This is a genomic window from Streptomyces litmocidini (assembly GCF_014649755.1).
Classification (GTDB): domain Bacteria; phylum Actinomycetota; class Actinomycetes; order Streptomycetales; family Streptomycetaceae; genus Streptomyces; species Streptomyces litmocidini.
In genome coordinates this window covers 303,608-325,616 of sequence record NZ_BMTQ01000005.1, presented here as the reverse complement: position 1 = coordinate 325,616, position 22,009 = coordinate 303,608, and the positions used below count along the sequence as shown (strand labels likewise).

General features: G+C 71.8%; 19 protein-coding genes. 13 read left to right on the top strand and 6 right to left on the bottom strand.

Annotation, left to right across the window (positions count from 1 at the left end; genetic code table 11):
* Positions 1-36: 36 nt before the first annotated feature.
* From IE180_RS13705 to IE180_RS13675, 7 genes are all read left to right on the top strand, one after another.
* A complete protein-coding gene (locus IE180_RS13705; protein WP_190157129.1) occupies positions 37-840 on the top strand; it encodes a cell division protein FtsQ/DivIB in 804 nt (267 codons plus the stop codon).
* Positions 841-1,118: 278 nt separating this feature from the next.
* Positions 1,119-2,333, top strand: a complete 1,215-nt coding sequence (gene ftsZ / locus IE180_RS13700; protein ID WP_190157128.1) for a cell division protein FtsZ — start codon at positions 1,119-1,121, stop codon at positions 2,331-2,333.
* Complete coding sequence (pgeF, locus tag IE180_RS13695) at positions 2,330-3,070, top strand: peptidoglycan editing factor PgeF (RefSeq protein WP_190157127.1); 741 nt, start codon at positions 2,330-2,332, stop codon at positions 3,068-3,070. Before ftsZ ends, pgeF begins: the two co-directional genes overlap by 4 nt.
* Positions 3,067-3,786, top strand: a complete 720-nt coding sequence (locus tag IE180_RS13690; protein WP_190157126.1) for a YggS family pyridoxal phosphate-dependent enzyme — start codon at positions 3,067-3,069, stop codon at positions 3,784-3,786. The genes pgeF and IE180_RS13690 overlap by 4 nt, the downstream gene beginning before the upstream one ends.
* Positions 3,787-3,908: 122 nt before the next feature.
* Positions 3,909-4,529, top strand: a complete 621-nt coding sequence (locus IE180_RS13685) for a cell division protein SepF (protein WP_190157125.1) — start codon at positions 3,909-3,911, stop codon at positions 4,527-4,529.
* A gap of 80 nt (positions 4,530-4,609) precedes the next feature.
* Complete coding sequence (locus tag IE180_RS13680; RefSeq protein ID WP_190157124.1) at positions 4,610-4,900, top strand: YggT family protein; 291 nt, start codon at positions 4,610-4,612, stop codon at positions 4,898-4,900.
* 67 nt (positions 4,901-4,967) lie between these two features.
* Complete coding sequence (locus IE180_RS13675) at positions 4,968-6,083, top strand: DivIVA domain-containing protein (RefSeq protein ID WP_190157123.1); 1,116 nt, start codon at positions 4,968-4,970, stop codon at positions 6,081-6,083.
* 632 nt (positions 6,084-6,715) lie between these two features.
* Here IE180_RS13675 and ileS read toward each other — a convergent pair.
* Complete coding sequence (ileS, locus tag IE180_RS13670) at positions 6,716-9,853, bottom strand: isoleucine--tRNA ligase (RefSeq protein WP_190157122.1); 3,138 nt, start codon at positions 9,851-9,853, stop codon at positions 6,716-6,718.
* Positions 9,854-10,394: 541 nt separating this feature from the next.
* Between ileS and IE180_RS13665 the strand changes: the two genes are divergently transcribed.
* From IE180_RS13665 to IE180_RS13640, 6 genes are all read left to right on the top strand, one after another.
* Positions 10,395-11,204, top strand: a complete 810-nt coding sequence (locus IE180_RS13665; RefSeq protein WP_190157121.1) for a TraR/DksA family transcriptional regulator — start codon at positions 10,395-10,397, stop codon at positions 11,202-11,204.
* A gap of 80 nt (positions 11,205-11,284) precedes the next feature.
* Positions 11,285-11,941 carry a signal peptidase II gene (gene lspA / locus IE180_RS13660; protein WP_190157120.1) on the top strand — a complete coding sequence of 219 codons (657 nt, stop codon included), beginning with the start codon at positions 11,285-11,287 and terminating at the stop codon, positions 11,939-11,941.
* Positions 11,942-11,958: 17 nt separating this feature from the next.
* On the top strand, positions 11,959-12,900 hold the full coding sequence (locus IE180_RS13655) for an RluA family pseudouridine synthase (RefSeq protein WP_123451392.1): 942 nt from the start codon (positions 11,959-11,961) through the stop codon (positions 12,898-12,900).
* Positions 12,897-13,364 (top strand): GNAT family N-acetyltransferase, encoded by a 468-nt coding sequence (locus IE180_RS13650; RefSeq protein ID WP_190157119.1) that lies wholly within the window; start codon positions 12,897-12,899, stop codon positions 13,362-13,364. The genes IE180_RS13655 and IE180_RS13650 overlap by 4 nt, the downstream gene beginning before the upstream one ends.
* A 169-nt stretch (positions 13,365-13,533) precedes the next feature.
* Complete coding sequence (locus tag IE180_RS13645; protein WP_190157118.1) at positions 13,534-15,120, top strand: Na+/H+ antiporter; 1,587 nt, start codon at positions 13,534-13,536, stop codon at positions 15,118-15,120.
* 38 nt (positions 15,121-15,158) lie between these two features.
* Entirely contained in the window at positions 15,159-15,728 is a 570-nt protein-coding gene (locus IE180_RS13640; protein ID WP_190157117.1) for a dienelactone hydrolase family protein, read from the top strand.
* A gap of 72 nt (positions 15,729-15,800) precedes the next feature.
* On the opposite strand, the gene IE180_RS13635 is transcribed toward IE180_RS13640, so the two are convergent.
* The 5 genes from IE180_RS13635 to IE180_RS13615 form a co-directional block, all read right to left on the bottom strand.
* Positions 15,801-16,748 carry a zinc metalloprotease gene (locus IE180_RS13635; RefSeq protein ID WP_190157116.1) on the bottom strand — a complete coding sequence of 316 codons (948 nt, stop codon included), beginning with the start codon at positions 16,746-16,748 and terminating at the stop codon, positions 15,801-15,803.
* Positions 16,749-17,086: 338 nt separating this feature from the next.
* The gene (locus IE180_RS13630) at positions 17,087-18,736 is read right to left on the bottom strand and encodes an alkaline phosphatase D family protein (RefSeq protein WP_190157115.1); all 1,650 of its coding nucleotides are present in this window, start codon (positions 18,734-18,736) and stop codon (positions 17,087-17,089) included.
* Positions 18,737-18,925: 189 nt separating this feature from the next.
* Positions 18,926-19,741 carry a DsbA family protein gene (locus tag IE180_RS13625; protein WP_190157114.1) on the bottom strand — a complete coding sequence of 272 codons (816 nt, stop codon included), beginning with the start codon at positions 19,739-19,741 and terminating at the stop codon, positions 18,926-18,928.
* 52 nt (positions 19,742-19,793) lie between these two features.
* Positions 19,794-20,480: a hypothetical protein gene (locus IE180_RS13620; protein ID WP_190157113.1), complete on the bottom strand. Its 687-nt coding sequence runs from the start codon at positions 20,478-20,480 to the stop codon at positions 19,794-19,796.
* Positions 20,481-20,517: 37 nt separating this feature from the next.
* Positions 20,518-21,876, bottom strand: a complete 1,359-nt coding sequence (locus IE180_RS13615) for a DUF2252 domain-containing protein (protein WP_190157112.1) — start codon at positions 21,874-21,876, stop codon at positions 20,518-20,520.
* Positions 21,877-22,009 lie beyond the last annotated feature (133 nt).

Genomic DNA, 22,009 nt, shown 5'->3' with positions numbered 1-22,009 from the left:
CGGGAACGGCGGGGGACTGAGGGCAGGAGGCGCCGGGTGGCAGCCGGACCGACGACCGCGGAGAAGAGCGGTACCAGCAAGTCGAAGGGGTCGTCGGAGCGGTCGCCCGGCGCCCGCGACCGGAATCGTCGGTTCCGGTTGCCCGCCCCCCGGGTGCTCCTCGTGGCGCTCGGCCTCGTCGCGCTCGTGGTCGGCGGGGTCTGGGCGCTCTACGGGTCGACCTGGTTCCGTGTGGAACGTGTGAAGACTTCCGGCACCCGGGTCCTGACGCCGGCCGAGGTCGAGGCGGTCGCCGCCGTCCCGATGGGCGCCCCGCTCGTCTCCGTCGACACCGACGGGATCGAGGCCCGGCTCCGGCAGCGGCTGCCGCGGATCGGGTCGATCGACGTCGTACGGTCATGGCCGCACGGAATCGGGCTGAAGGTGACGGAACGGCAGCCCGTGTTGCTCATCGAAAAGGGGCGAAAGTTCATCGAAGTGGACTCCACGGCCCTGCGGTTCGCCACCGTCGACACGGCCCCGCGCGGCGTCCCCCTGCTCGTCCTGGACAGCGCCGCCTCGCCGAGCCTCCGCCGCTTCGGCGCGGACCGGCTGCTCGGGGAGGCGGTCCGCGTCCGTGGCGAACTCCCGCCGGAAGTCGCCCGGGACACTCGTGTCGTACGCGTCACCTCGTACGATTCCGTCACCCTGGAGCTGGCCGGGGGCCGAACGGTCTTCTGGGGCAGCGGCGAGCACGGCCCGGTCAAGGCGCGGGTCCTGACCGCCCTCATGAAGGCGAGCCCCGAAGCGGGGCACTTCGATGTAAGTGCCCCCACGGCGCCCGCCTCGTCCGGGAGTTGACGGCCATCTCCGCTGGCCAACACCCTGGTTGGCCAGCGCTACGGGTGATCACATAGGGTGAAAAGAAAAACGGGAGGTTCGGCGTGTTCGTTGAACGTGCGCCACTTGTCGACTTAGTGTCCTGTTCGGAAGAGTCCAGCGAACAGAGACACTGGTAACCCTAAACTTCAACGTTAGGGTTCGGGTCGGCGTTTCGGACCGTCCCAATCGGCATCCGTCGGAGCGGCGCGACCAACCGCGCAGCGACGACACGTAACTCGAGGCGAGAGGCCTTCGACGTGGCAGCACCGCAGAACTACCTCGCAGTCATCAAGGTCATCGGTGTCGGCGGCGGTGGTGTCAATGCCATCAACCGAATGATCGAGGTCGGTCTCAAGGGCGTCGAGTTCATCGCGATCAACACCGACGCGCAAGCGCTGTTGATGAGCGACGCCGACGTCAAGCTCGACGTCGGCCGTGAACTCACCCGCGGCCTCGGGGCCGGGGCCAACCCGGCCGTCGGTCGCAAGGCGGCAGAGGACCACCGTGAGGAGATCGAGGAGGTCCTCAAGGGGGCCGACATGGTCTTCGTCACCGCCGGCGAAGGCGGCGGCACCGGCACCGGCGGCGCACCCGTCGTCGCCAACATCGCGCGCTCGCTCGGCGCCCTCACGATCGGTGTGGTCACCCGGCCGTTCACCTTCGAGGGCCGTCGGCGCGCCAACCAGGCGGAGGACGGCATCGCCGAGCTCCGCGAAGAGGTCGACACCCTCATCGTCATCCCCAACGACCGGCTGCTCTCGATCTCGGACCGCCAGGTCTCCGTGCTCGACGCCTTCAAGTCGGCCGACCAGGTCCTCCTGAGCGGCGTCCAGGGCATCACCGACCTCATCACCACCCCGGGTCTGATCAACCTCGACTTCGCCGACGTGAAGTCGGTCATGTCCGAGGCCGGTTCGGCGCTCATGGGCATCGGCTCCGCCCGCGGCGACGACCGCGCGGTGGCGGCGGCCGAGATGGCGATCTCCTCGCCGCTCCTGGAGGCCTCCATCGACGGCGCCCGCGGCGTGCTGCTCTCCATCTCCGGCGGCAGCGACCTCGGCCTCTTCGAGATCAACGAGGCCGCGCAGCTGGTCAGCGAGGCGGCCCACCCCGAGGCCAACATCATCTTCGGCGCCGTCATCGACGACGCCCTCGGCGACGAGGTCCGGGTCACCGTCATCGCGGCCGGCTTCGACGGCGGCCAGCCGCCGGCCCGCCGCGACAACATCATCGGCTCGGTCTCGGCCAAGCGCGAGGAGCCGGCCCCGGCGCCCCGCGCCACCGAGAACCCCCGCCCGCTGGGCGGCCTCGGCACGGTCCCCCCGCGCGAGGAGCCGGCCCCGGCCCCGGCCGAGCCCGCCCCGGTCGTCAACGAGACCCCGCTGGCGCCCGTCCCGCCGGTCGTCCCCCCGGCCCGTCCGTACGCGGACAGCCAGGCCGAGGAGCTGGACGTCCCGGACTTCCTGAAGTGATAGGACACCGCTTCGACGCGAACGGCGCCCACTTCGCCTTCACCGACCGGTGGGGCGGGGTGAGCGCCGTTCCGTACGAGGAGCTCAACCTCGGCGGAGCGGTGGGGGAGGAGCCGGCGGCCGTGCGCGCCAACCGGGCCGCCGCCGCCGGAGCCCTCGGGCTCGACCCGGCGCGGGTGGTCTGGATGAACCAGGTGCACGGCGCGGACGTCGTCGAGGTCGACGGCCCCTGGGGGGACGCGGACGTCCCGTCCGTCGACGCGATCGTCACCGCCCGGCCCGGACTCGCCCTCGCCGTGCTCACCGCGGACTGCGTCCCCGTCCTCCTCGCCGATCCGGTCGCCGGAGTCGCCGCCGCCGCCCACGCCGGGCGGCCCGGGATGGTCGCCGGAGTCGTCCCCGCCGCCGTCGCGGCGATGGCGGAGCTCGGCGCCGACCCCGCCCGGATCGTCGCCCGCACCGGCCCCGCCGTCTGCGGCCGGTGCTACGAGGTGCCGGAGGCGATGCGCGCCGAGGTCGCGGCGGTCGAACCCGCCGCGCACGCGGAGACCTCCTGGGGCACCCCCGCCGTCGACGTCGCCGCCGGAGTGCGCGCGCAGTTGGCGCGGCTCGGGGTCCGCGACGTCGAGGACGCCGGGGTCTGCACCCTGGAATCGCGCGACCACTACTCGTACCGCCGCGATCGCACCACAGGGCGACTCGCGGGATATGTCTGGTTGAACCGAGAAGAGACATGACGGATCGCAAGTCGGAACTCGCCGCGAACCTCACCGCGGTGGAGGAGCGGATCGCCGCCGCGTGCGCCGCCGCCGGACGCGAGCGGAAGGAGGTGACGCTGATCGTGGTCACCAAGACCTACCCCGCGAGCGACGTCAGGCTCCTGCACGAACTCGGGGTGCGGCACGTCGCCGAGAACCGGGACCAGGACGCCGCCCCCAAGGCCGCCGCCTGTGCCGACCTTGATCTGACCTGGCACTTCGTGGGCCAGTTGCAGACCAACAAGGTCAGATCCGTGGTGGGTTATGCCGATGTGGTGCAGTCCGTCGACCGCCTGAAGCTCGTTTCCTCCCTCTCCGCGGCCGCGGGGAAGGCGGACCGCGAGCTCGGCTGCCTGATCCAGGTCGCGCTCGACGCCGAGTCGGGCGAGCGGGGCGACCGCGGCGGTGTCGCCCCGGACGGGATCGAGGAGTTGGCCGCGGCCGTCGACGCCGCACCCGGGCTGCGGCTCGACGGACTGATGACCGTCGCGCCGCTGGCCGGGGAGTACGCCGGCCGGCAACGCGCGGCCTTCGACCGGCTGATGGATTTGTCGACTGTCCTGCGCACGACCCGTCCGACTGCGAACATGGTGTCGGCGGGGATGAGTGCGGACCTCGAGGAGGCCGTCGCTGCCGGGGCGACACACGTACGCGTCGGTACGGCGGTACTCGGCGTCCGCCCGAAGCTCGGGTAACGTCGCGAAGCAAGTCGGACCACAGCAGAAAATATGGTCATTCCGCAGAACGGTGGGGTGGCCCGTGGATCGCCGGCACTTGGTGACGAGGCCGATCCACCACAGAGCGGAGGACTCAGAGAATGGCCGGCGCGATGCGCAAGATGGCGGTCTACCTCGGCCTCGTGGAGGACGATGGGTACGACGGCCGGGGCTTCGACCCCGACGACGACTTCGAACCCGAGCTGGAGCCGGAGCCCGAGCGCGACCGGCGCCACACCCCCCCGCGCCAGGTGGAGCGCGAGGAGCCGGTGCGAGTGGCGCAGCCCCCGGCCCCCCGGGAGCCGATCGCCCATTCTGTCCCGGTGCTCGCCGAAAGCGGACGTCCGGCCCGAATTGCCCCCGTGGCATCCATCACACCCGAACGCCCGAGCCTGGAGAAGAACGCACCGGTGATCATGCCCAAGGTCGTGTCCGAGCGGGAGCCGTACCGCATCACCACGCTGCACCCGCGGACCTACAACGAGGCCCGTACCATCGGGGAACACTTCCGTGAGGGCACCCCGGTGATCATGAACCTCACGGAGATGGACGACACGGACGCGAAGCGACTTGTCGACTTTGCCGCCGGACTGGTCTTCGGGCTCCATGGCAGCATTGAGCGCGTGACGCAGAAGGTGTTCTTGTTGTCGCCTGCTAACGTCGATGTCACGGCGGAGGACAAGGCCCGGATCGCAGAGGGCGGATTCTTCAACCAGAGCTGAGAACACGAGAACCGGACGGACCGGTCGCGAAGCGGCCGGACAAGCGAGAGCACGAAAGCCAGGGGAGAGGGAAACGCGGGATGGGCGTCGCACTACAGGTGGTCTACATCGTGCTGATGTGCTTCCTCGTCCTCCTGATCGCCCGACTTGTCATGGACTACGTCTTCCAGTTCGCCCGTTCATGGCAACCCGGTAAGGCGATGGTGGTCGTCCTTGAGGCCACCTACACTGTCACCGATCCACCGCTCAAGCTTCTGCGGCGACTCATCCCGCCGCTGCGTCTCGGGGGCGTGGCACTCGACCTGTCCTTCTTCGTTCTGATGATCATCGTTTACATCCTGATCTCCATCGTGAGCAGCTTCGCGAGGTGATGGTGGAGGAACAAGTGGACGATACGGTCTTGCCGACTGCCGACGACTACGTAGAGGTGAAGAAGAGATGCCGCTGACCCCCGAGGACGTGCGGAACAAGCAGTTCACGACCGTCCGCCTTCGAGAAGGCTATGACGAGGACGAGGTCGATGCCTTCCTCGATGAGGTCGAAGCCGAACTGACCCGCCTGCTCCGCGAGAACGAGGACCTGCGCGCCAAGCTGGCCGCCGCCACGCGTGCCGCCGCGCAGAACCAGCAGCAGCAGGGTATGCGCAAGCCCCCGGAGCAGCAGGACCGTCCCGGCGGTCCCGGCGCCCCCGTGCCCGCCGCCATATCCGGACCGCCGCAGCAGCAGCAGCAGCCGCAGATGGGCCCGCCGCAGCTGCCGTCCGGTGCCCCCGCGCTGCCCGCCGGTCCGATGCAGGGCGGCCCCATGCAGGGCGGGCCCATGGGCCCCGGCCCGATGCAGGGCGGCCCCATGCAGGGCGGCCCCATGGGCCCCGGCCCGATGCAGGGCGGCCCCATGGGTCACCCGCAGCAGCAGCAGATGCAGCCGCCGCAGATGCAGCAGCCGCAGCAGGGCCCCGGTGGCGACAGCGCCGCGCGTGTCCTCTCGCTCGCCCAGCAGACCGCCGACCAGGCGATCGCCGAGGCGCGCTCCGAGGCCAACAAGATCGTCGGCGAGGCGCGCTCGCGCGCCGAGGGCCTGGAGCGGGACGCCCGCGCCAAGGCGGACGCTCTTGAGCGGGACGCGCAGGAGAAGCACCGCGTCGCGATGGGCTCCCTGGAGTCCGCCCGCGCCACGCTGGAGCGCAAGGTCGAGGACCTGCGCGGCTTCGAGCGCGAGTACCGCACGCGCCTGAAGTCCTACCTGGAGTCGCAGCTGCGTCAGCTGGAGACCCAGGCGGACGACTCGCTGGCTCCGCCGCGCACCCCGGCCGCGGCCTCGCTGCCGCCGGCCCCGTCGATGGCCTCGGCGGGCGCGAGCGCGCCGTCCTACGGCGGCAACGGCGGGATGGGCGGTGCGCCGTCCATGGGCGGCGCGCCCTCCTACGGCGGCCAGCAGCAGATGTCCCCCGCGATGACCCAGCCGATGGCTCCGGTCCGGCCGCAGGCCCCGCAGCCGATGCAGCAGGCGCCGGCGCCGATGCGCGGCTTCCTCATCGACGAGGACGACAACTGAGGCGGCCGGTGACCGCGCTCTGAGCGCGTAGCCGTCGGCAGCCACGAAGGGCCGGCTCCCCCTGGGGAGCCGGCCCTTCGGCGTACCGCCCCCGCCCGCAGGGCGCGGCCCCGCCCCTGCCCGTGGGCCCGCGCCTAGCGGGGCGTTGCCCCACCTGTGGGGCCCACGCCCGACCGGGAGCCCGCGCCCCCTACCGGTGCGGGGCCGCGCCCTGCGGGCGGTGCCCCGCCCGTGTGGGGCCCACGCCCTGCTGGGCGGCGCCCCTCCCGCACCCTCCCGTGTGGGCAATCGTCCCGCTGGGGCGGGACGGGTGGGCACACGGGACGGCGCCCCTCAGCGGCGCCTCCGCGTTCCGCGCCCCGACCCGCACCACGTCGTGCGGCGCACGTTTCCGGTGCGGGTCCAGGCGCGGGAGCCTCGGGCGCCGGCAAGGGGCGCCGTTCCGTTGTGCCCACCCTCCCCCAAGCTCTCGGCTTCGCTCGAGCAGGGGGACCCCCCTCGCCCCAGGGGAACGGCTGCCCACAACGGCGGGGCGGCGCCCACAACGGCGGGGGTGGGTGCCGGTGCAGTGGGTGCAGCCGTACGGCGAAGGGCCCGGCCCCCTCAGGGAGGCCGGGCCCTTCGGCGGGGGGCTACGCCTTGCGGAGGCGGAAGGCGAGGGAGAGGGACTCGTCCTCGAACGGGGCGCCGTACGAGCCGTCGCCCTCGCCCTGCGCGTAGTCCGTCGCCAGGACCTCGTCCGCGATCAGGGACGCGTGGGCCGTCAGCGCGTCCACCGTCTCCGCGGACGCGGACGTCCACCGCAGCGCGATGCGGTCCGCGACGTCCAGGCCGCTGTTCTTGCGGGCCTCCTGGATCAGCCGGATCGCGTCACGGGCCAGGCCGGCGCGCCGCAGCTCCGGGGTGATCTCCAGGTCCAGCGCCACCGTCGCGCCCGCGTCGGAGGCGACCGACCAGCCCTCGCGGGGGGTCTCCGTGATGATGATCTCCTCCGGGGTGACGGTGACGTCCTCGCCGTTCACCGAGAGCGTCGCCTCGCCGGAGCGGAGGGCCAGCGAGAGGGCCGCCGCGTCGGCCGCGGCCACGGCCTTGGCCACGTCCTGGACGCCCTTGCCGAAACGCTTGCCCAGGGCACGGAAGTTGGCCTTGGCGGTGGTGTCGACGAGGCTGCCGCCCACCTCCGACAGGGAGGCGAGCGAGGAGACGTTGAGCTCCTCCGTGATCTGGGCCTGGAGTTCCGGCGACAGGGCCGTGAAGCCGGTCGCCGCGACCAGCGCGCGGGACAGCGGCTGGCGGGTCTTCACGCCGGACTCCGCGCGCGTCGCCCGGCCCAGCTCGACCAGGCGGCGGACCAGGAGCATCTGCTCGGAGAGGGTGCCGTCGATCAGGGCGGCGTCGGCCTCGGGCCAGGTGGAGAGGTGGACCGACTCCGGGGCGTCGGGGGTCACCGGGACGATCAGGTCCTGCCAGACCCGCTCCGTGATGAAGGGGGTCAGCGGGGCCATGAGGCGGGTGACCGTCTCGATGACGTCGTGGAGCGTGCGGAGCGCGGCGGCGTCGCCCTGCCAGAAGCGGCGGCGGGAGCGGCGCACGTACCAGTTGGAGAGGTCGTCGACGAACGCCGAGATCAGCTTGCCGGTGCGCTGGGTGTCGTACGACTCCATCGCCTCGGTCGTCTCGGCGACCAGGGTGTTCAGCTCGGAGAGCAGCCAGCGGTCGAGGACCGTGCGGTCGGCCGGCGCCGGGTCGGCGGCGCCGGGTGCCCAGCCGGACGTACGGGCGTACAGCGCCTGGAAGGCGACCGTGTTCCAGTAGGTGAGGAGGGTCTTGCGCACGACCTCCTGGATCGTGCCGTGGCCCACCCGGCGCGCCGCCCACGGCGAGCCGCCGGCCGCCATGAACCAGCGGACCGCGTCGGCGCCGTGCTGGTCCATGAGCGGGATCGGCTGGAGGATGTTGCCCAGGTGCTTGGACATCTTCCGGCCGTCCTCGGCGAGGATGTGGCCGAGGCAGACCACGTTCTCGTAGGACGACTTGTCGAAGACGAGGGTGCCGACGGCCATCAGCGTGTAGAACCAGCCGCGGGTCTGGTCGATGGCCTCGGAGATGAACTGGGCGGGGTAGCGGGACTCGAAGAGTTCCTTGTTCTCGTACGGGTAGCCGTACTGCGCGAACGGCATCGAGCCCGAGTCGTACCAGGCGTCGATGACCTCCGGCACGCGGGTGGCGGTCCTGCCGCAGCCGTCGGCGGGGCACGGGAACGTGACCGCGTCGATGTAGGGGCGGTGCGGGTCGAGCTCGGACTGGTCGGTGCCCGTCAGCTCGGTGAGCTCCGCGCGCGAGCCCACGCAGGTCAGGTGGTCGTCCTCGCAGCGCCAGATCGGCAGCGGGGTGCCCCAGTAGCGGTTGCGGGAGAGCGCCCAGTCGATGTTGTTGTTCAGCCAGTCGCCGAAGCGGCCGTGCTTGACCGACTCCGGGAACCAGTTCGTCTTCTCGTTCTCCTCGAGGAGACGGTCCTTCACGGCGGTCGTACGGATGTACCAGGACGGCTGCGCGTAGTAGAGCAGGGCCGTGTGGCAGCGCCAGCAGTGCGGGTAGCTGTGCTCGTACGCGATGTGCCGGAAGAGCAGGCCGCGCGCGTCCAGGTCGGCGGTGAGCGCCTCGTCGGCCTTCTTGAAGAAGACGCCGCCGACCAGCGGCACGTCCTCCTCGAAGGTGCCGTCGGGGCGGACCGGGTTCACGACCGGGAGGCCGTACGCCTTGCAGACCTTGAGGTCGTCCTCGCCGAAGGCGGGGGACTGGTGGACCAGACCCGTGCCGTCCTCGGTCGTGACGTACTCGGCGTTGACGACGTAGTGGGCCGGGGCGTCGAAGGGGATCAGCTCGAAGGGGCGCCGGTAGGTCCAGCGCTCCATCTCCGCGCCCGTGAAGGACTCGCCCGTGGTGACCCAGCCCTCGCCGAGCGCCTTCTCGAGCAGCGGCTGGGCGACGACGACGCGCTCGTCGCCGTCCGTGGCGACCACGTACGTCACCTCGGGGTGCGCGGCGACCGCCGTGTTGGAGACCAGGGTCCAGGGGGTCGTCGTCCAGACCAGCAGCGCCGCCTTGCCCGCGAGGGGGCCGGAGGTCAGCGGGAAGCGGACGTAGACCGAGGGGTCGACGACCGTCTCGTAGCCCTGGGCCAGCTCGTGGTCGGAGAGGCCGGTGCCGCAGCGGGGGCACCAGGGGGCGACGCGGTGGTCCTGGACGAGGAGGTCCTTGTCGAAGATCTGCTTGAGGGACCACCAGACCGACTCGATGTACGAGGGGTCCATGGTCCGGTAGGCGTCGTCGAGGTCGACCCAGTAGCCCATGCGGGTCGTGAGCTCGGCGAAGGCGTCGGTGTGCCGGGTCACGGACTCGCGGCACTTGGCGTTGAACTCGGCGATGCCGTACGCCTCGATGTCCTTCTTGCCGGAGAAGCCGAGCTCCTTCTCGACGGCGAGCTCGACGGGCAGGCCGTGGCAGTCCCAGCCGGCCTTGCGGGCCACGTGGTAGCCGCGCATGGTCCGGAAGCGGGGGAAGACGTCCTTGAAGACGCGTGCCTCGATGTGGTGGGCGCCGGGCATGCCGTTGGCGGTGGGCGGGCCTTCGTAGAACACCCACTCGGGGCGTCCCTCGGACTGCTCCAGGGTCTTGGCGAAGACCTTGCTCTCGCGCCAGAAATCGAGCACGTCGTGCTCCAGCGCGGGCAGGTCGACCTGGGCGGGCACCTGGCGGTACTGCGACATCGATCTTCCTCCGGCGGACGGTTCTCTTCCGTCGGAGGGACGAGAGCACTGCTCCCGCGGTACCACCCTCCTTGGCCCCGGACGTGATCGTCCTGAGCCCCCTCATTGGGGTCGCGACGCCGGGTCTAGTCACCGCCCTGTCGTGCGGCTTTCTTCCGACGGCTCCGGGGTGATGCTTCACATCGGGCTCGCCCCCGGGCTCTCACCGTCCCCGGGTCGCTCATGGCTGCTTGCGACGCTACTCGTCCCCATCCACGCCTTTCGCTGTGGCCAGTGTACGGGGCCCGGGAGCGGGCGGCAGACCGGTTTTCCCGTGACCCGAATGGCCATACGGGGTGTGCCGGACTTCCCTTGCGGCCATGTGGGGGAGGGGCGGGACGGATAACCGGGCGGGGAGCTGGGCACAACGGAGGCAGGCCCGCCCCGCGGGGAGCGGGGGCGGGTGGGAACGGCGGCGTGCCCCGTTGCCGCGGGCCTTGGGCCGATTTATCGTCCCAGCACGATTCGCGAGCAAGATCACAAAATGTGAAGGGGCCGCGACATGGTGGCGAAGAAGACCGCCGCGAAGAAGACCTCGGCCGCCGGTTCCACCGGCGCGACCGAGGTCGCCAAGGACGTGGCCGGCAAGAAGTCGACGGTCGCCGGGAAGCCGGTCGCGGTCGACGGGAAGACGCCCGCGAAGAAGACGGTCGCGAAGAAGGCGCCGGCCGGGAAGGCCGCGGCCCGGAGGAGGGCCGCCGAGGACGCCGCTCCCGGTGGGGGCGGTGCGGCGGTCTCCGCCCCCGACGCCTCCGCCCCGAAGACGCCCGCCGAGAAGGCCGTGGCGAAGAAGGCGGCCGCCAGGAAGGCGCCCGCCGCCAAGAAGCAGACAGGAGCCAGGACGGTGGCAGCGAAGAAGACCGCGGGTGGCGTCACGACCGTCGGGGACGGGGCGCCGGTGCCTCCCGCACGGGCCGGCGAGCTCGCGGTGCGGCCCGGCGAGGACCCCTGGACGCCGGAGGAGGTCACCGAGGCCCGCAGCGTGCTCCAGGCGGAGGCGCTGCGGCTGCGCAGCGAGCTCGTCCACTCCCAGGAGGAGCTGACCGGCCTGATGCGGGACTCGGGCGACGGCGCCGGGGACGACCAGGCCGACACGGGCACCAAGAACATCACGCGCGAGCACGAGCTGGCCCTCGCCGCGAACGCCCGGGAGATGCTGGAGCAGACCGAGCACGCCCTGGAGCGGCTCGACGCGGGCACGTACGGCCTGTGCGAGGTGTGCGGGAAGCCGATCGGCAAGGCGCGGATGCAGGCCTTCCCGCGAGCCACGCTCTGCGTCGAGGACAAACAGCGACAGGAGCGGCGCGGCTGACGGTCGCGGCTGCCGGTCTCGCACGCCTGTGCCGTACCCTCGACGCACGGTCAGGCATCGAGGTCGAGGGACTCACTCACGTGGCAGAGGCGGAGCGCATCACCAGTACGCCGGATTCAGCAGGGGCCGACGGGACGGCCGCCTCCGACGATCCGGCGGCCCGGGAGGGGACCGAGGCCCGGGACGGCGCGTCGGACCACGACGGCGCGCCGGCCGCCGACGGCGCGGCCGCTCCCGGGGAGCGGCCGAGGGGCAGGCGCAGGATCGTCGCCCTCTTCGTCGTGGCCGTGCTCGCCTACCTGCTCGACCTCGGCAGCAAGATGCTGGTGGTCGCCAAGCTGGAGGGCCACGAGCCGATCGACCTGATCGGCGACCTGCTGCGGCTCGACGCCATCCGCAACCCGGGCGCCGCCTTCGGCATGGGCGAGGCCTTCACGATCATCTTCACCGTGATCGCGGCCGTGGTCATCGCGGTGATCATCCGCCTCGCGCGCAAGCTCTACAGCCTGCCCTGGGCGATCGCGCTCGGCCTGCTGCTCGGCGGCGCGCTCGGCAACCTCACGGACCGGATCTTCCGCTCGCCGGGCGTCTTCGAGGGCGCGGTCGTGGACTTCATCGCCCCCGCGCACTTCGCCGTCTTCAACCTCGCCGACTCGGCGATCGTCTGCGGCGGCATCCTGATCGTCATCCTGTCGTTCCGGGGCCTGGACCCCGACGGCACCGTCCACAAGGACTGACAAGGCATACTCGACGGGTGAGCACGAGTCCCGAGATCCGCACGCTGCCCGTTCCCGATGGCCTGGAGGGCGAGCGCGTCGACGCCGCCATCGCCCGTATGTTCGGGTTCTCCCGTACGAAGGCGGCCGAGCTGGCCGCCGCAGGGAAGGTCCAGGTCGACGGCTCCGTCGTCGGCAAGTCCGAGCGGGTCAGCGGCGGCGCTTGGCTCGAGGTCGAGATGCCGGGCGCGCCCGCGCCCGTGCAGGTCGTCGCCGAGCCCGTCGAGGGCATGGAGATCGTCCACGACGACGACGACATCGTCGTGATCATGAAGCCGATCGGCGTCGCCGCGCACCCCAGCCCCGGCTGGACCGGCACCACGGTCATCGGCGGCCTCGCCGCCGCCGGGTACCGCATCTCCACCTCCGGCGCCGCCGAGCGCCAGGGCATCGTGCACCGCCTCGACGTCGGCACCTCCGGCCTGATGGTGGTCGCCAAGTCGGAGTACGCGTACACCTCGCTCAAGCGCCAGTTCAAGGAGCGCACGGTCGACAAGCGCTACCACGCGCTGGTCCAGGGCCACCCGGACCCGATGAGCGGCACCATCGACGCGCCGATCGGCCGGCACCCGAACCACGACTACAAGTGGGCGGTCACCGCCGACGGCAAGCCCTCCGTCACGCACTACGACCTCATCGAGGCGTACCGCTCGGCCTCGCTGCTCGACATCAAGCTGGAGACGGGCCGCACCCACCAGATCCGGGTGCACATGTCCGCCCACCGCCACCCCTGCGTCGGAGACCTCACCTACGGCGCCGACCCGACGCTCGCCAAGCGCCTCGGCCTGACCCGGCAGTGGCTGCACGCCGTCCGCCTCGGCTTCGAGCACCCGGGCGACGGGTCCTGGGTCGAGTTCGCCAGCACCTACCCCGAGGACCTGCAGAAGGCCCTCGACCGGATCGCGGCGGAGAGCCGGTGACCGTCCCGTACAGCGTCCGCGAGGCGCTCGGGGACGAGGACCGGGAGGCCTGCTTCGCGGTGCGCCGCGAGGTCTTCGTCGAGGAGCAGGGCGTCCCGCAGGAGATCGAGTACGACGCGTACGACGCGACCGCGGCGCACGTGCTGGCGGTGGGCGCGGACGGGCTGCCGCTGGGCACCGGCCGCCTGCTGCACGGGGCGGACGCGGTCGGCAGGACCGGCGCGGACGCCTCGGTCGGCTCCCTCGGCCGGCTCGCCGTCGCCAGGGCGGCGCGTGGTCTCGGGGTCGGCGCGGCGCTCGTGCGGGGCATCGAGGACATGGCGCGGGAGCGCGGACTGAGCGCCGTCGACCTGCACGCGCAGACCCACGCGCTCGGCTTCTACGAGCGGCTCGGCTACGTGGCGTACGGGCCCGAGTTCCCGGACGCGGGGATGCCGCACCGGGCCATGAGGCGGGCCCTGTAGGAACCCGGCGGCCTGCCCGCCCCGGGCCCCGTGGCGGACCCGGCGGCCTGCCCGCCCCGGGCCCCGTGGCGGGCCGGGCGGTCCTCCGCCTCCTGTGGCGTTCGTCGCTTCCCGGCGTACGCAGGGGGGCAATCGGCGCCAAAAAGGACGTACGTGACAGGGTGGGGCCGTGGATCAATTGGCCCTGCTCTTCCTGCTGCTCCTCGGCGCCCTGCTCACCGTGCCCCTCGGTGAGCGGCTCGGACTGCCCGCGCCGGTCCTGATGACCCTCGTCGGGATCGTGCTGGCCTTCCTGCCCTTCGTGCCGAACGTCGAGATCCCGCCGGAGTTCATCCTCCCGCTGGTGCTGCCGCCCCTGCTGTACGCCTCCGTGCAGCGGACCTCCTGGCGGCAGTTCGCGGCCAACAGACGGCCCATCTTCCTGCTCGCGGTCGCCCTGGTCTTCGTCACCACCGCCGCCGTCGGCGCGGTCGCGCACTCCCTCGTGCCCGGCCTCCCCCTGGCCGCCGCCCTCGCGCTCGGCGCCCTCGTCGCGCCGCCGGACCCGGTCGCCGCGACCGCCGTGGCCGGCTCGCTCGGGCTGCCCCGCCGGCTGGTGTCGATCCTGGAGGGCGAGGGGCTCTTCAACGACGTCACCGCCATCGTGCTCTACCACGTGGCGATCTCCGCCGTCGTCAGCGGCTCCTTCTCCTGGCCCCGGGCGCTCGGCGAGTTCGTGCTCTCCGCCGTGGTCGCCGTGGCCGTCGGCCTGGCGCTCGGCTGGCTCGCCAACAAGCTCATCGGACTCCTCGGCGACGCCACCCTGCAGACCGGCCTCACCCTCCTCGTCCCCTTCGTGAGCTACGTCGTCGCCGAGGAGCTGCACGGCTCCGGCGTCCTCGCCGTCCTGCTCACCGCGCTCTTCCTGGCCGAGCACGCGGCCGACGCCGACGACGTCATGGGCCGGCTCGCCGGACAGACCTTCTGGCAGATCGTCGACACCCTCGTCACCGGCATCGCCTTCGGCCTGATCGGCCTGGAGCTCATCCACGTCTTCGGAGTCGCGAAGGGACACGGCTGGCAGATGCTCGGCTGGGGCGCCGTCGTCGTCGGCGTGGTCGTCGGCGTCCGGCTGCTGTGGCTGCTCCCCGCCACCTGGCTGGCGAAGCGGCTGCACACGCTCCGGGACGTCGACGAGGAGATCCCGATGAGCTGGCGGGAGACCGTCGTCATGTGGTGGGCGGGGATGCGCGGGGTGGCCTCGGTCGCGCTGGCGCTCGCCATCCCGCTCCGCACCGACGACGGTGCCCCCTTCCCCGGCCGCGACCAGATCGTCTTCATCGCCTTCTGCGTGATCATCACCACCCTCGTCTTCCAGGGCCTCACCCTGCCCTGGCTGGTCCGGCGGCTCGGGGTGCGGGCCGACGCGGACGCCGAGCGCGCCCTGGAGCGCGAGCTGGCGATCCGGGCCGCGAAGGCCGCCAGGCGCAGGCTCAAGGAGATCGAGGAGGTCGAGGAGCTGCCCGAGGAGGTCCAGGAGCGGCTGATGCGCGGGGCGTACGACATCGGGGCGCGGATCAGCCCCGACATGGTGGACGACGAGCGGCGGGCGGCCTTCGTGGAGCGGACGAAGCGGTTCAAGGCGGTGCAGCGGATCCAGCGGGAGCTGATGTCGGCCGCCCGGCACGAGATCCTCGCGGCCCGCAGCGAACCCGGCGCCGATCCCGAGGTGGTGGACCGGGTGCTGCGCCACCTCGACGTGCGCAGCATGCGCTGACGGCCGGGGATGTCCTGTCGGGTGGCAGGATGGGACGCATGGACATCATGCTCTTCCACTCGGCCTACGGGCTGACCCCTTCCGTCGAGGCGGCCGCCGAGCGGCTTCGGGCCGCCGGTCACCAGGTCCGGACGCCGGACCTCTACGACGGCCGGACGGTCGGGACCGTCGAGGAGGGCGTGAAGCTCCGGGACGAGATCGGCAAGGACGAACTGCTGAAGCGCGCGGTCCTGGCCGCCGCCCCCTACTCCGAGCGGGGCCTGGTCTACATGGGCTTCTCCCTCGGGGCCTCGATCGCGCAGACCCTGGCGCTCGGGGACGAGAAGGCGCGCGGGCTGCTGCTGTTCCACGGCACCTCGGACCTCGCGGAGTCCGCCTCGGTGGACGAGCTGCCGGTCCAGCTGCACGTGGCCGAGCCCGACCCCTTCGAGACGGACGACTGGCTGTCCTCCTGGTACCTCCAGATGCGCAGGGCGGGGGCGGAGGTGGAGATCCACCGCTACCGGGGCGCGGGGCACATCTACACGGACCCGGAGCTGCCCGACTGGGACGAGGAGGCGGCGGAGCGCACCTGGTCGGTGGCGCTCGCCTTCCTCGACGAGCTGTAGGACGGTACGGAAAAGGGGTGTGGCCCCCGGGGAGTTCCCCGGGGGCCACACCCGTGTTCCGCCGACGGTTCGTCAGGCGCGGTACGCGACCCAGGAGTCGTTCATGCGGGTCACCTGGCCCGAGGTGAACTGGTACATGCAGGAGTCGTACGTGTAGTCCATGAAGTTGTGGATCGGGTCCACACCGGCCTTCGAGGTGCAGGAGTCACGGCCGGTCGGGCACTCGTACGCGGGGCTCTTCTCGGCCGGGGTGTCGGCGACGTAGTCGCCGTTGCCCGTGCAGCCGCCCTGGAAGGTGTGGTACAGGCCCATCCAGTGGCCCACCTCGTGGGTGGCGGTGTCGCCCTCGTTGTAGTTGGCGGCGGAGCCGCCCGGGAGCGAGGTGTCGAGGATGACGACGCCGTCCATCTTCGGCTGGGACGCGTAGGAGCTGGGGAAGGTCGCCCAGCCGAGCAGTCCGCCGCCGAGGTTGGCGGTGTAGATGTTCAGGGCGTTGGCGCCGCCCTTGCGCAGGGTGTTCTTCATGTCCTTCTCGGCCTGGGAGCCGGAGGACAGGTTGTACCAGGTGGCGTTGTCCGTGTAGTCGGTCGCGGCCAGCGAGAACTGGAAGCCCGTGTTCACGTTGCCGGTGCCCTGGCCCGCGTAGGCGGCGTTGAGGACGGCCATCTGGTTGCTGACGGCGGTGGCGGAGAGCTTGCCCGTCGTGCCGCTGTGGATCACGTGGAAGTAGACGGGGATGGTGGCGCCGGCGGCGGCGGTGGCGGCGCTGAGGCGGCCGGCGTTCCGGGCGGCGGCGACCTTCTTCTTCAGGTCCTCGTCCATGGCCTTGGCCTGGGCGGCGGTGACGTCGTTGGGCTCGGCCTTGGTGGCGTCGCCCTTCGCCTTGCGGGCGCCGGAGAGGGCGGTGGTGCCGTCCGCGCACTTCTCGGCCGACGCCAGCGTGGTGGTCGACGGGGTGGCCGCCGGGGCGGACAGCGGGGCCAGGGCCAGGGTTCCGGCCATGACGGCGGTGCCGATCATACGACGTGACATACGCGGTGATATGCGGACGAGAGCACGCACGGTGACTCCTTGCGGGGGGTTGTGAAGAGGGACTTCCTCGCCACCGCCCGGAGATTACGCGTCCATGTCAGAGGTCGTTGAGCATTGATCAAGCCCAATCATTCGTGGGGCAATTCGGGGCATCGGGAAGAAAAACTTGCGTCGCTTCCAGGGTTTGAGACGTGGACGTAACGAAGGGGGTGACAGAGGCGGGTGGTGTGTCCGGATTCGGTCTCCGGAACCCACCACCCGCCGTAGCGATGTGATCTCCCGTTAACACAAGAGATCATGACTGAAAATCGCCGTTCAGTCGGAGGTCACAGCACCGGCTGGTACACCCGCTCGACACGCTGCGTTCCGCTCGGCGTCCGGTACGAGCGCGCCCAGGCCGCCGTCGCGGCCGGATCCGTCTTGTCGGAGACCGTGTAGTAGTCCATCTGCGAGCGCGCGGCGGTCACGTCGAGCACGCCGTACCCGTGGTGGTCCATGTCCACCCACTTCACATGGCGGTTGGCGGCCTTCACGGCTCCCGCGGCCACCACCGAGAGCGTGCCCGGAGCCACGTGCAGCAGGTCGTCCAGGTTGTCCGAGGTCACCGAGGTGACCACGAACTCGGTCGCCGCCGACTCCGAGAGCGGGTACGTCGCGGCCTTCACCGGCACGTCGTTGGCCCAGGCCATGTGGATGTCGCCGGTCAGGAAGACCGTGTTCCGGATCGCCCGCGCGGTCAGGTGCGCGAGCAGCTCCTTGCGGTCGTCGGTGTAGCCGTCCCACTGGTCGACGTTGACCGCGAGCCCCTCCTTCGGCAGGCCGAGGAGCCCGGCGAGCGGCTCCAGGAGGTACGCCGGCAGCGAGCCGAAGGCGACCGGCGAGATCATCACCGAGGTGCCGACCAGCTGCCAGGTCGCGTCCGAACCGGCCAGCCCGGCCTTGAGCCAGTCCAGCTGCGCGCGGCCGGTGATGGACCGCTCCGGGTCGTCGACCGTGCCGCTGCCCGTCTTCGCCGGCGCGGACCGGAACGAACGCAGGTCGAGCAGATGCAGATCGGCCAGCCTGCCGAAGCGCAGACGGCGGAAGACCGTGCCCTCCGTGGAGGCGCGGACCGGCATCCACTCGAAGTAGGCCTGCTTCGCGGCGGCCACCCGGGCCGCCCACTCGCCCTCGGCACCCGGCGTGTGGTTCTCGGCCCCGCCCGACCAGGCGTCGTTGGCGAACTCGTGGTCGTCCCAGATGGCGATCACCGGGTGCGCCGCGTGCAGCGCCTGGAGGTCGGCGTCCGTCTTGTACTTCCCGTGCCGGGTGCGGTAGTCGGCCAGCGAGACGATCTCGTGGCGCGGCTCGTGCTGCCGGACGACGTACTTCGCCTCGGGGTAGGCGCCGGTGGCGTACTCGTACAGGTAGTCGCCGAGGTGGAGGACCGCGTCCAGGTCGGCGCGGGCCGCGAGGTGGCGGTACGCGGAGAAATGGCCGGACTCCCAGTTGGCGCAGGAGACCACGCCGAAGCGCACGCCGGGCGTGGCGGCGTCGGCCGCGGGCGCGGTGCGGGTGCGGGCGGCCGGGGAGACGACGGTGCCGACGGTGAAGCGGAACCAGTAGGCGGTGGCCGGGCGCAGGCCCCGGACGTCGGCCTTCACGGTGTGGTCGGAGGCGGCGCTCGCCGTGGTGGTGCCGGAGGCGACGACCCGGGCGAAGGAGCGGTCCTCGGCGAGCTCCCAGCCGACCTGGACGTCGGGGCCGAGGCCGGATCCGGGCACGGCCTCGGGGGTGGGGGTGACGCGCGTCCAGAGCAGGACGCCGTCGGGCAGCGGGTCGCCGGAGGCGACGCCGTGGAGGAAGGCGGGTGCCCCGGTGTCCGCGAGCGCCGGGGAGGCCGCGCCCAGGAGGGCGGGCGCGACGGCGGCGGTGGCGGCGGCGGCCTTGACGACCGAGCGCCGGGTGGGGGCAGGTGATATGAAACGACTGGTCACGGGCAGTCAGATTACTGACGGGTACGTCCGAGGGGCAGGCGAATTCCGGAAGTTCGCCCACTCGTCGCCCGGAGGACGCGCGGGTCGCATGACGCGCGGGTCGTACGACGCCCGGGTCGTACGACGCCCGGACGCGCGAGGGCCCCGGACCAGGAGGTCCGGGGCCCTCGCGCGTCCGGGGACGCGGCGTCAGGCCTTGAGGGCCGCGTCGATCGCCGTGTCGAACTCGGCCACCGTCATCGGCGGGTTGTCCGTGCCCTGGACCGTGACGGGCTTGCCGTCCATCTTCAGCGTCGGGGTGCCCTGCACCCCGCTGGCGTCGAAGGCCTCCGACATCTTCATCGCCCACGCGTCGAAGGTGCCGTCCTCGACGTTCTTCCTGAACCCGGCGTTGCCCTTGAGGGCCGGGACCGAGTCCGCCACCTTCAGGAGGTAGGAGTCCTCGGCGAACTTGTCGTCCTTCTCCTCCGGGTGGAACTCCGTGGAGTACAGGGCGGACTTGTACTTCAGGAAGGCCTCCGGGCCGACGTCGAGCGCGGCGCCCAGCGCCGAGAGGGCGTTCTTCGAGCCCTCGCCCGGGATGCCGTTGTCGATGAAGGTGGCGCCGACGTACCGGATCTTGTACTTGCCGGCCTCGACGTCCTTCTCGACCGTGGAGCCCACGGTCTGCTCGAAGGTCGCGCAGACCGGGCAGCGCGGGTCCTCGTACAGCTCCAGGGTCTTCTTCGCGGAGTCCTTGCCGATGACGACGGTCGTGCCGTCGGTGCCCGAGGTGTTCTTCGGGGCCGTCACGGTCTTCGCCTCGGCCGCCGACTCCCAGTGGGAGGGCTTGTTCGACTGGACCACCGCGAAGCCGATGCCGCCGGCGGCGGCCAGGACGGCCACGGCCGAGACGCCGACGATCAGCTGTCGGCGGGCCCGGTCCTTCTTCGCCTGGCGCTCGCGCTCCTCGCGCAGTCGCTCGCGGGCGGCGGCCTTGTTGGCGTGGCTGTTGCGTGCACTCATGATCGTGATCTCCGTGAAGGGTGGGAGGGCAGGGGGGCGCGTCGGGGCCCGCTCAGACGAGAGCGAGCACCGGACGCGGCGGCCCCCGCCGCCCGACGGAGTGCACGAGGAGCCGGGCACGGGAGGTCCGGGGCCGCCCCACGGGCCGCCCGGCCCGCCGCGGCGCCGGACCGGCGGCCCGGAAGAAGGCCGCCACCAGCAGCAGCGGCCGGAACGCGAAGCCCTCCACCGCACGGAGCAGCCGGGCGAGCGCCCGCTCGCCGCCGCGCAGCCAGCAGGCCGCCGAGAGCCCCACGCCCACATGGGCCAGGAGCAGCAGCCAGGGCAGCACCGGGTCGGGGGAGTCGACCAGGGCGGCCGCGCCCCCTCCCTCCGGGGTCACCACGCCGGGCAGCGGCGTCCCGACGGCGCCGCCGCAGAAGACCTCCACGCCCACCGAGCGCAGCGAACCGGCGACCGGCCCGCCGGCGGGGCCGTAACAGACCGCCTGACCGCTGGTGAAGAAGGTGTCGGCGGCCAGCTCCAGCGGGACGAGGAGCCCGGCGATCGGACCGAGGCCGCGCTCGCGGCCGGCCAGCGCGTACGCCACGGCGAAGACGCCGACCGCGACCGGGACGACCGTCCCGAGCGGCAGCGGCACGCGGGAGAGCAGCACGTGGGACGCCACGGACAGCGTCACGACCAGTGCCGTGAAGAACGCCGCCCGCAGCGCCCTCAGCTGCGTCCCTGCCATGTCCATCGTGGTGGAGTGTCCCATGAGGGCCGGTAAGAGGCCCTTAAACAGAACCTGTGAACGGCCCCACCGGCCCCTGCAGTCCCGGGATCCGGCCGTTGCGGAAGAGGTCCACGAAGATCTGGTGGTCCGCCCGCGCCCGCGCGCCGTAGGAGTGCGCGAAGTCGACCAGCAGGTCGGCGAAGCCCTCCTCGTCGGCGGCGATCGCCGCGTCGATGGCCCGCTCCGTGGAGAACGGCACGAGCGACTGGTCGCTGGAGTCGTCGGCCGCGGCGTGCATCGCCGCCGTCGCCCGGCCCAGGTCGGCGACGGTGGCCGCGATGTCCCGCGGGTCGTCGATGTCCGACCAGTCCAGGTCCACGGCGTACGGCGACACCTCGGCGACCAGCTGGCCGGAGCCGTCCAGCTCCGTCCAGCCCAGCCACGGGTCGGCGTGCGCCTGGAGGGCCCGCTGCGAGATGACGGTGCGGTGGCCCTCGTGCCGGAAGTACCCCCGTACCGCCGCGTCCGTGACGTGCCGCGAGACCGCCGGGGTCTGCGCCTGCTTGAGATAGATCACGACGTCGTTCTCCAGGGCGTCGGTGTGACCCTCCAGGAGGATGTTGTACGAGGGGAGGCCGGCCGAGCCGATGCCGATCCCGCGCCGCCCGACGACGTCCTTCACGCGGTACGAGTCGGGGCGGACGAGCGAGGACTCGGGCAGCGTCTCCAGGTACCCGTCGAAGGCCGCCAGGACCTTGTACCGGGTGGCCGCGTCCAGCTCGATCGCCCCGCCGCCGGCCGAGAAGCGGCGCTCGAAGTCGCGGATCTCGGTCATGGAGTCGAGCAGGCCGAACCGGGTCATGGCACGGGCCTGGCGCAGTGCGTCGAGCAGCGCGCCCTCGGCGGTGTGCAGCGTGAACGGCGGCAGCTCGTCGTCCTTGGCGCCGGTCGCGAGGGAGTGGATCCGCTCCCGGTACGCGCCCGCGCAGATCCGGACGAGCTCGGTGATCTGCTCGTCGCCGAGCGCCTTGGCGTAGCCGATCAGGGCGAGCGAGGCCGCGAGCCGCTTCAGGTCCCAGGTGAAGGGGCCGACGTACGCCTCGTCGAAGTCGTTGACGTTGAAGACGAGGCGGCCGTTGGCGTCCATGTACGTGCCGAAGTTCTCGGCGTGGAGATCGCCGTGGATCCAGACCCGGCTCGTCCGTTCGTCCAGGTAGGGGCCGCCGTGGGCCTCCTGCTCCAGGTCCGCGTAGAAGAGGCACGCGGTGCCGCGGTAGAAGGCGAAGGCGGAGCCGGCCATCTTCCGGAACTTGACGCGGAAGGCCGCGGGATCGGCGGCGAGGAGCTCGCCGAAGGCGGTGTCGAAGACGGTGAGGATGTGCTCACCGCGTTCGGCTGCGGCGGGCTGCTGGACCGACATTCGAGGTGCCTCCTGGTGCGGGGTGTGGCGCAAAATTGGTCATGACAATACGGACAGATGTTCTGTCTCTCCCAACGCGCGACCGTACCCCCCAGTGCCCGTCTTCTGTCACTCGCGCGACGTAGACTTCCAC

Bases quoted from the DNA above. Each gene is read 5' to 3' on its own strand.
- IE180_RS13690 (WP_190157126.1), top strand. From the start codon at position 3,067: ATGACGGATCGCAAGTCGGAACTCGCCGCGAACCTCACCGCGGTGGAG.
- IE180_RS13685 (WP_190157125.1), top strand. From the start codon at position 3,909: ATGGCCGGCGCGATGCGCAAGATGGCGGTCTACCTCGGCCTCGTGGAG.
- IE180_RS13680 (WP_190157124.1), top strand. From the start codon at position 4,610: ATGGGCGTCGCACTACAGGTGGTCTACATCGTGCTGATGTGCTTCCTC.
- IE180_RS13675 (WP_190157123.1), top strand. From the start codon at position 4,968: ATGCCGCTGACCCCCGAGGACGTGCGGAACAAGCAGTTCACGACCGTC.
- ileS (WP_190157122.1), bottom strand. From the start codon at position 9,853: ATGTCGCAGTACCGCCAGGTGCCCGCCCAGGTCGACCTGCCCGCGCTG.
- IE180_RS13665 (WP_190157121.1), top strand. From the start codon at position 10,395: ATGGTGGCGAAGAAGACCGCCGCGAAGAAGACCTCGGCCGCCGGTTCC.
- IE180_RS13640 (WP_190157117.1), top strand. From the start codon at position 15,159: ATGGACATCATGCTCTTCCACTCGGCCTACGGGCTGACCCCTTCCGTC.
- IE180_RS13635 (WP_190157116.1), bottom strand. From the start codon at position 16,748: ATGATCGGCACCGCCGTCATGGCCGGAACCCTGGCCCTGGCCCCGCTG.
- IE180_RS13625 (WP_190157114.1), bottom strand. From the start codon at position 19,741: ATGAGTGCACGCAACAGCCACGCCAACAAGGCCGCCGCCCGCGAGCGA.
- IE180_RS13620 (WP_190157113.1), bottom strand. From the start codon at position 20,480: ATGGACATGGCAGGGACGCAGCTGAGGGCGCTGCGGGCGGCGTTCTTC.
- IE180_RS13615 (WP_190157112.1), bottom strand. From the start codon at position 21,876: ATGTCGGTCCAGCAGCCCGCCGCAGCCGAACGCGGTGAGCACATCCTC.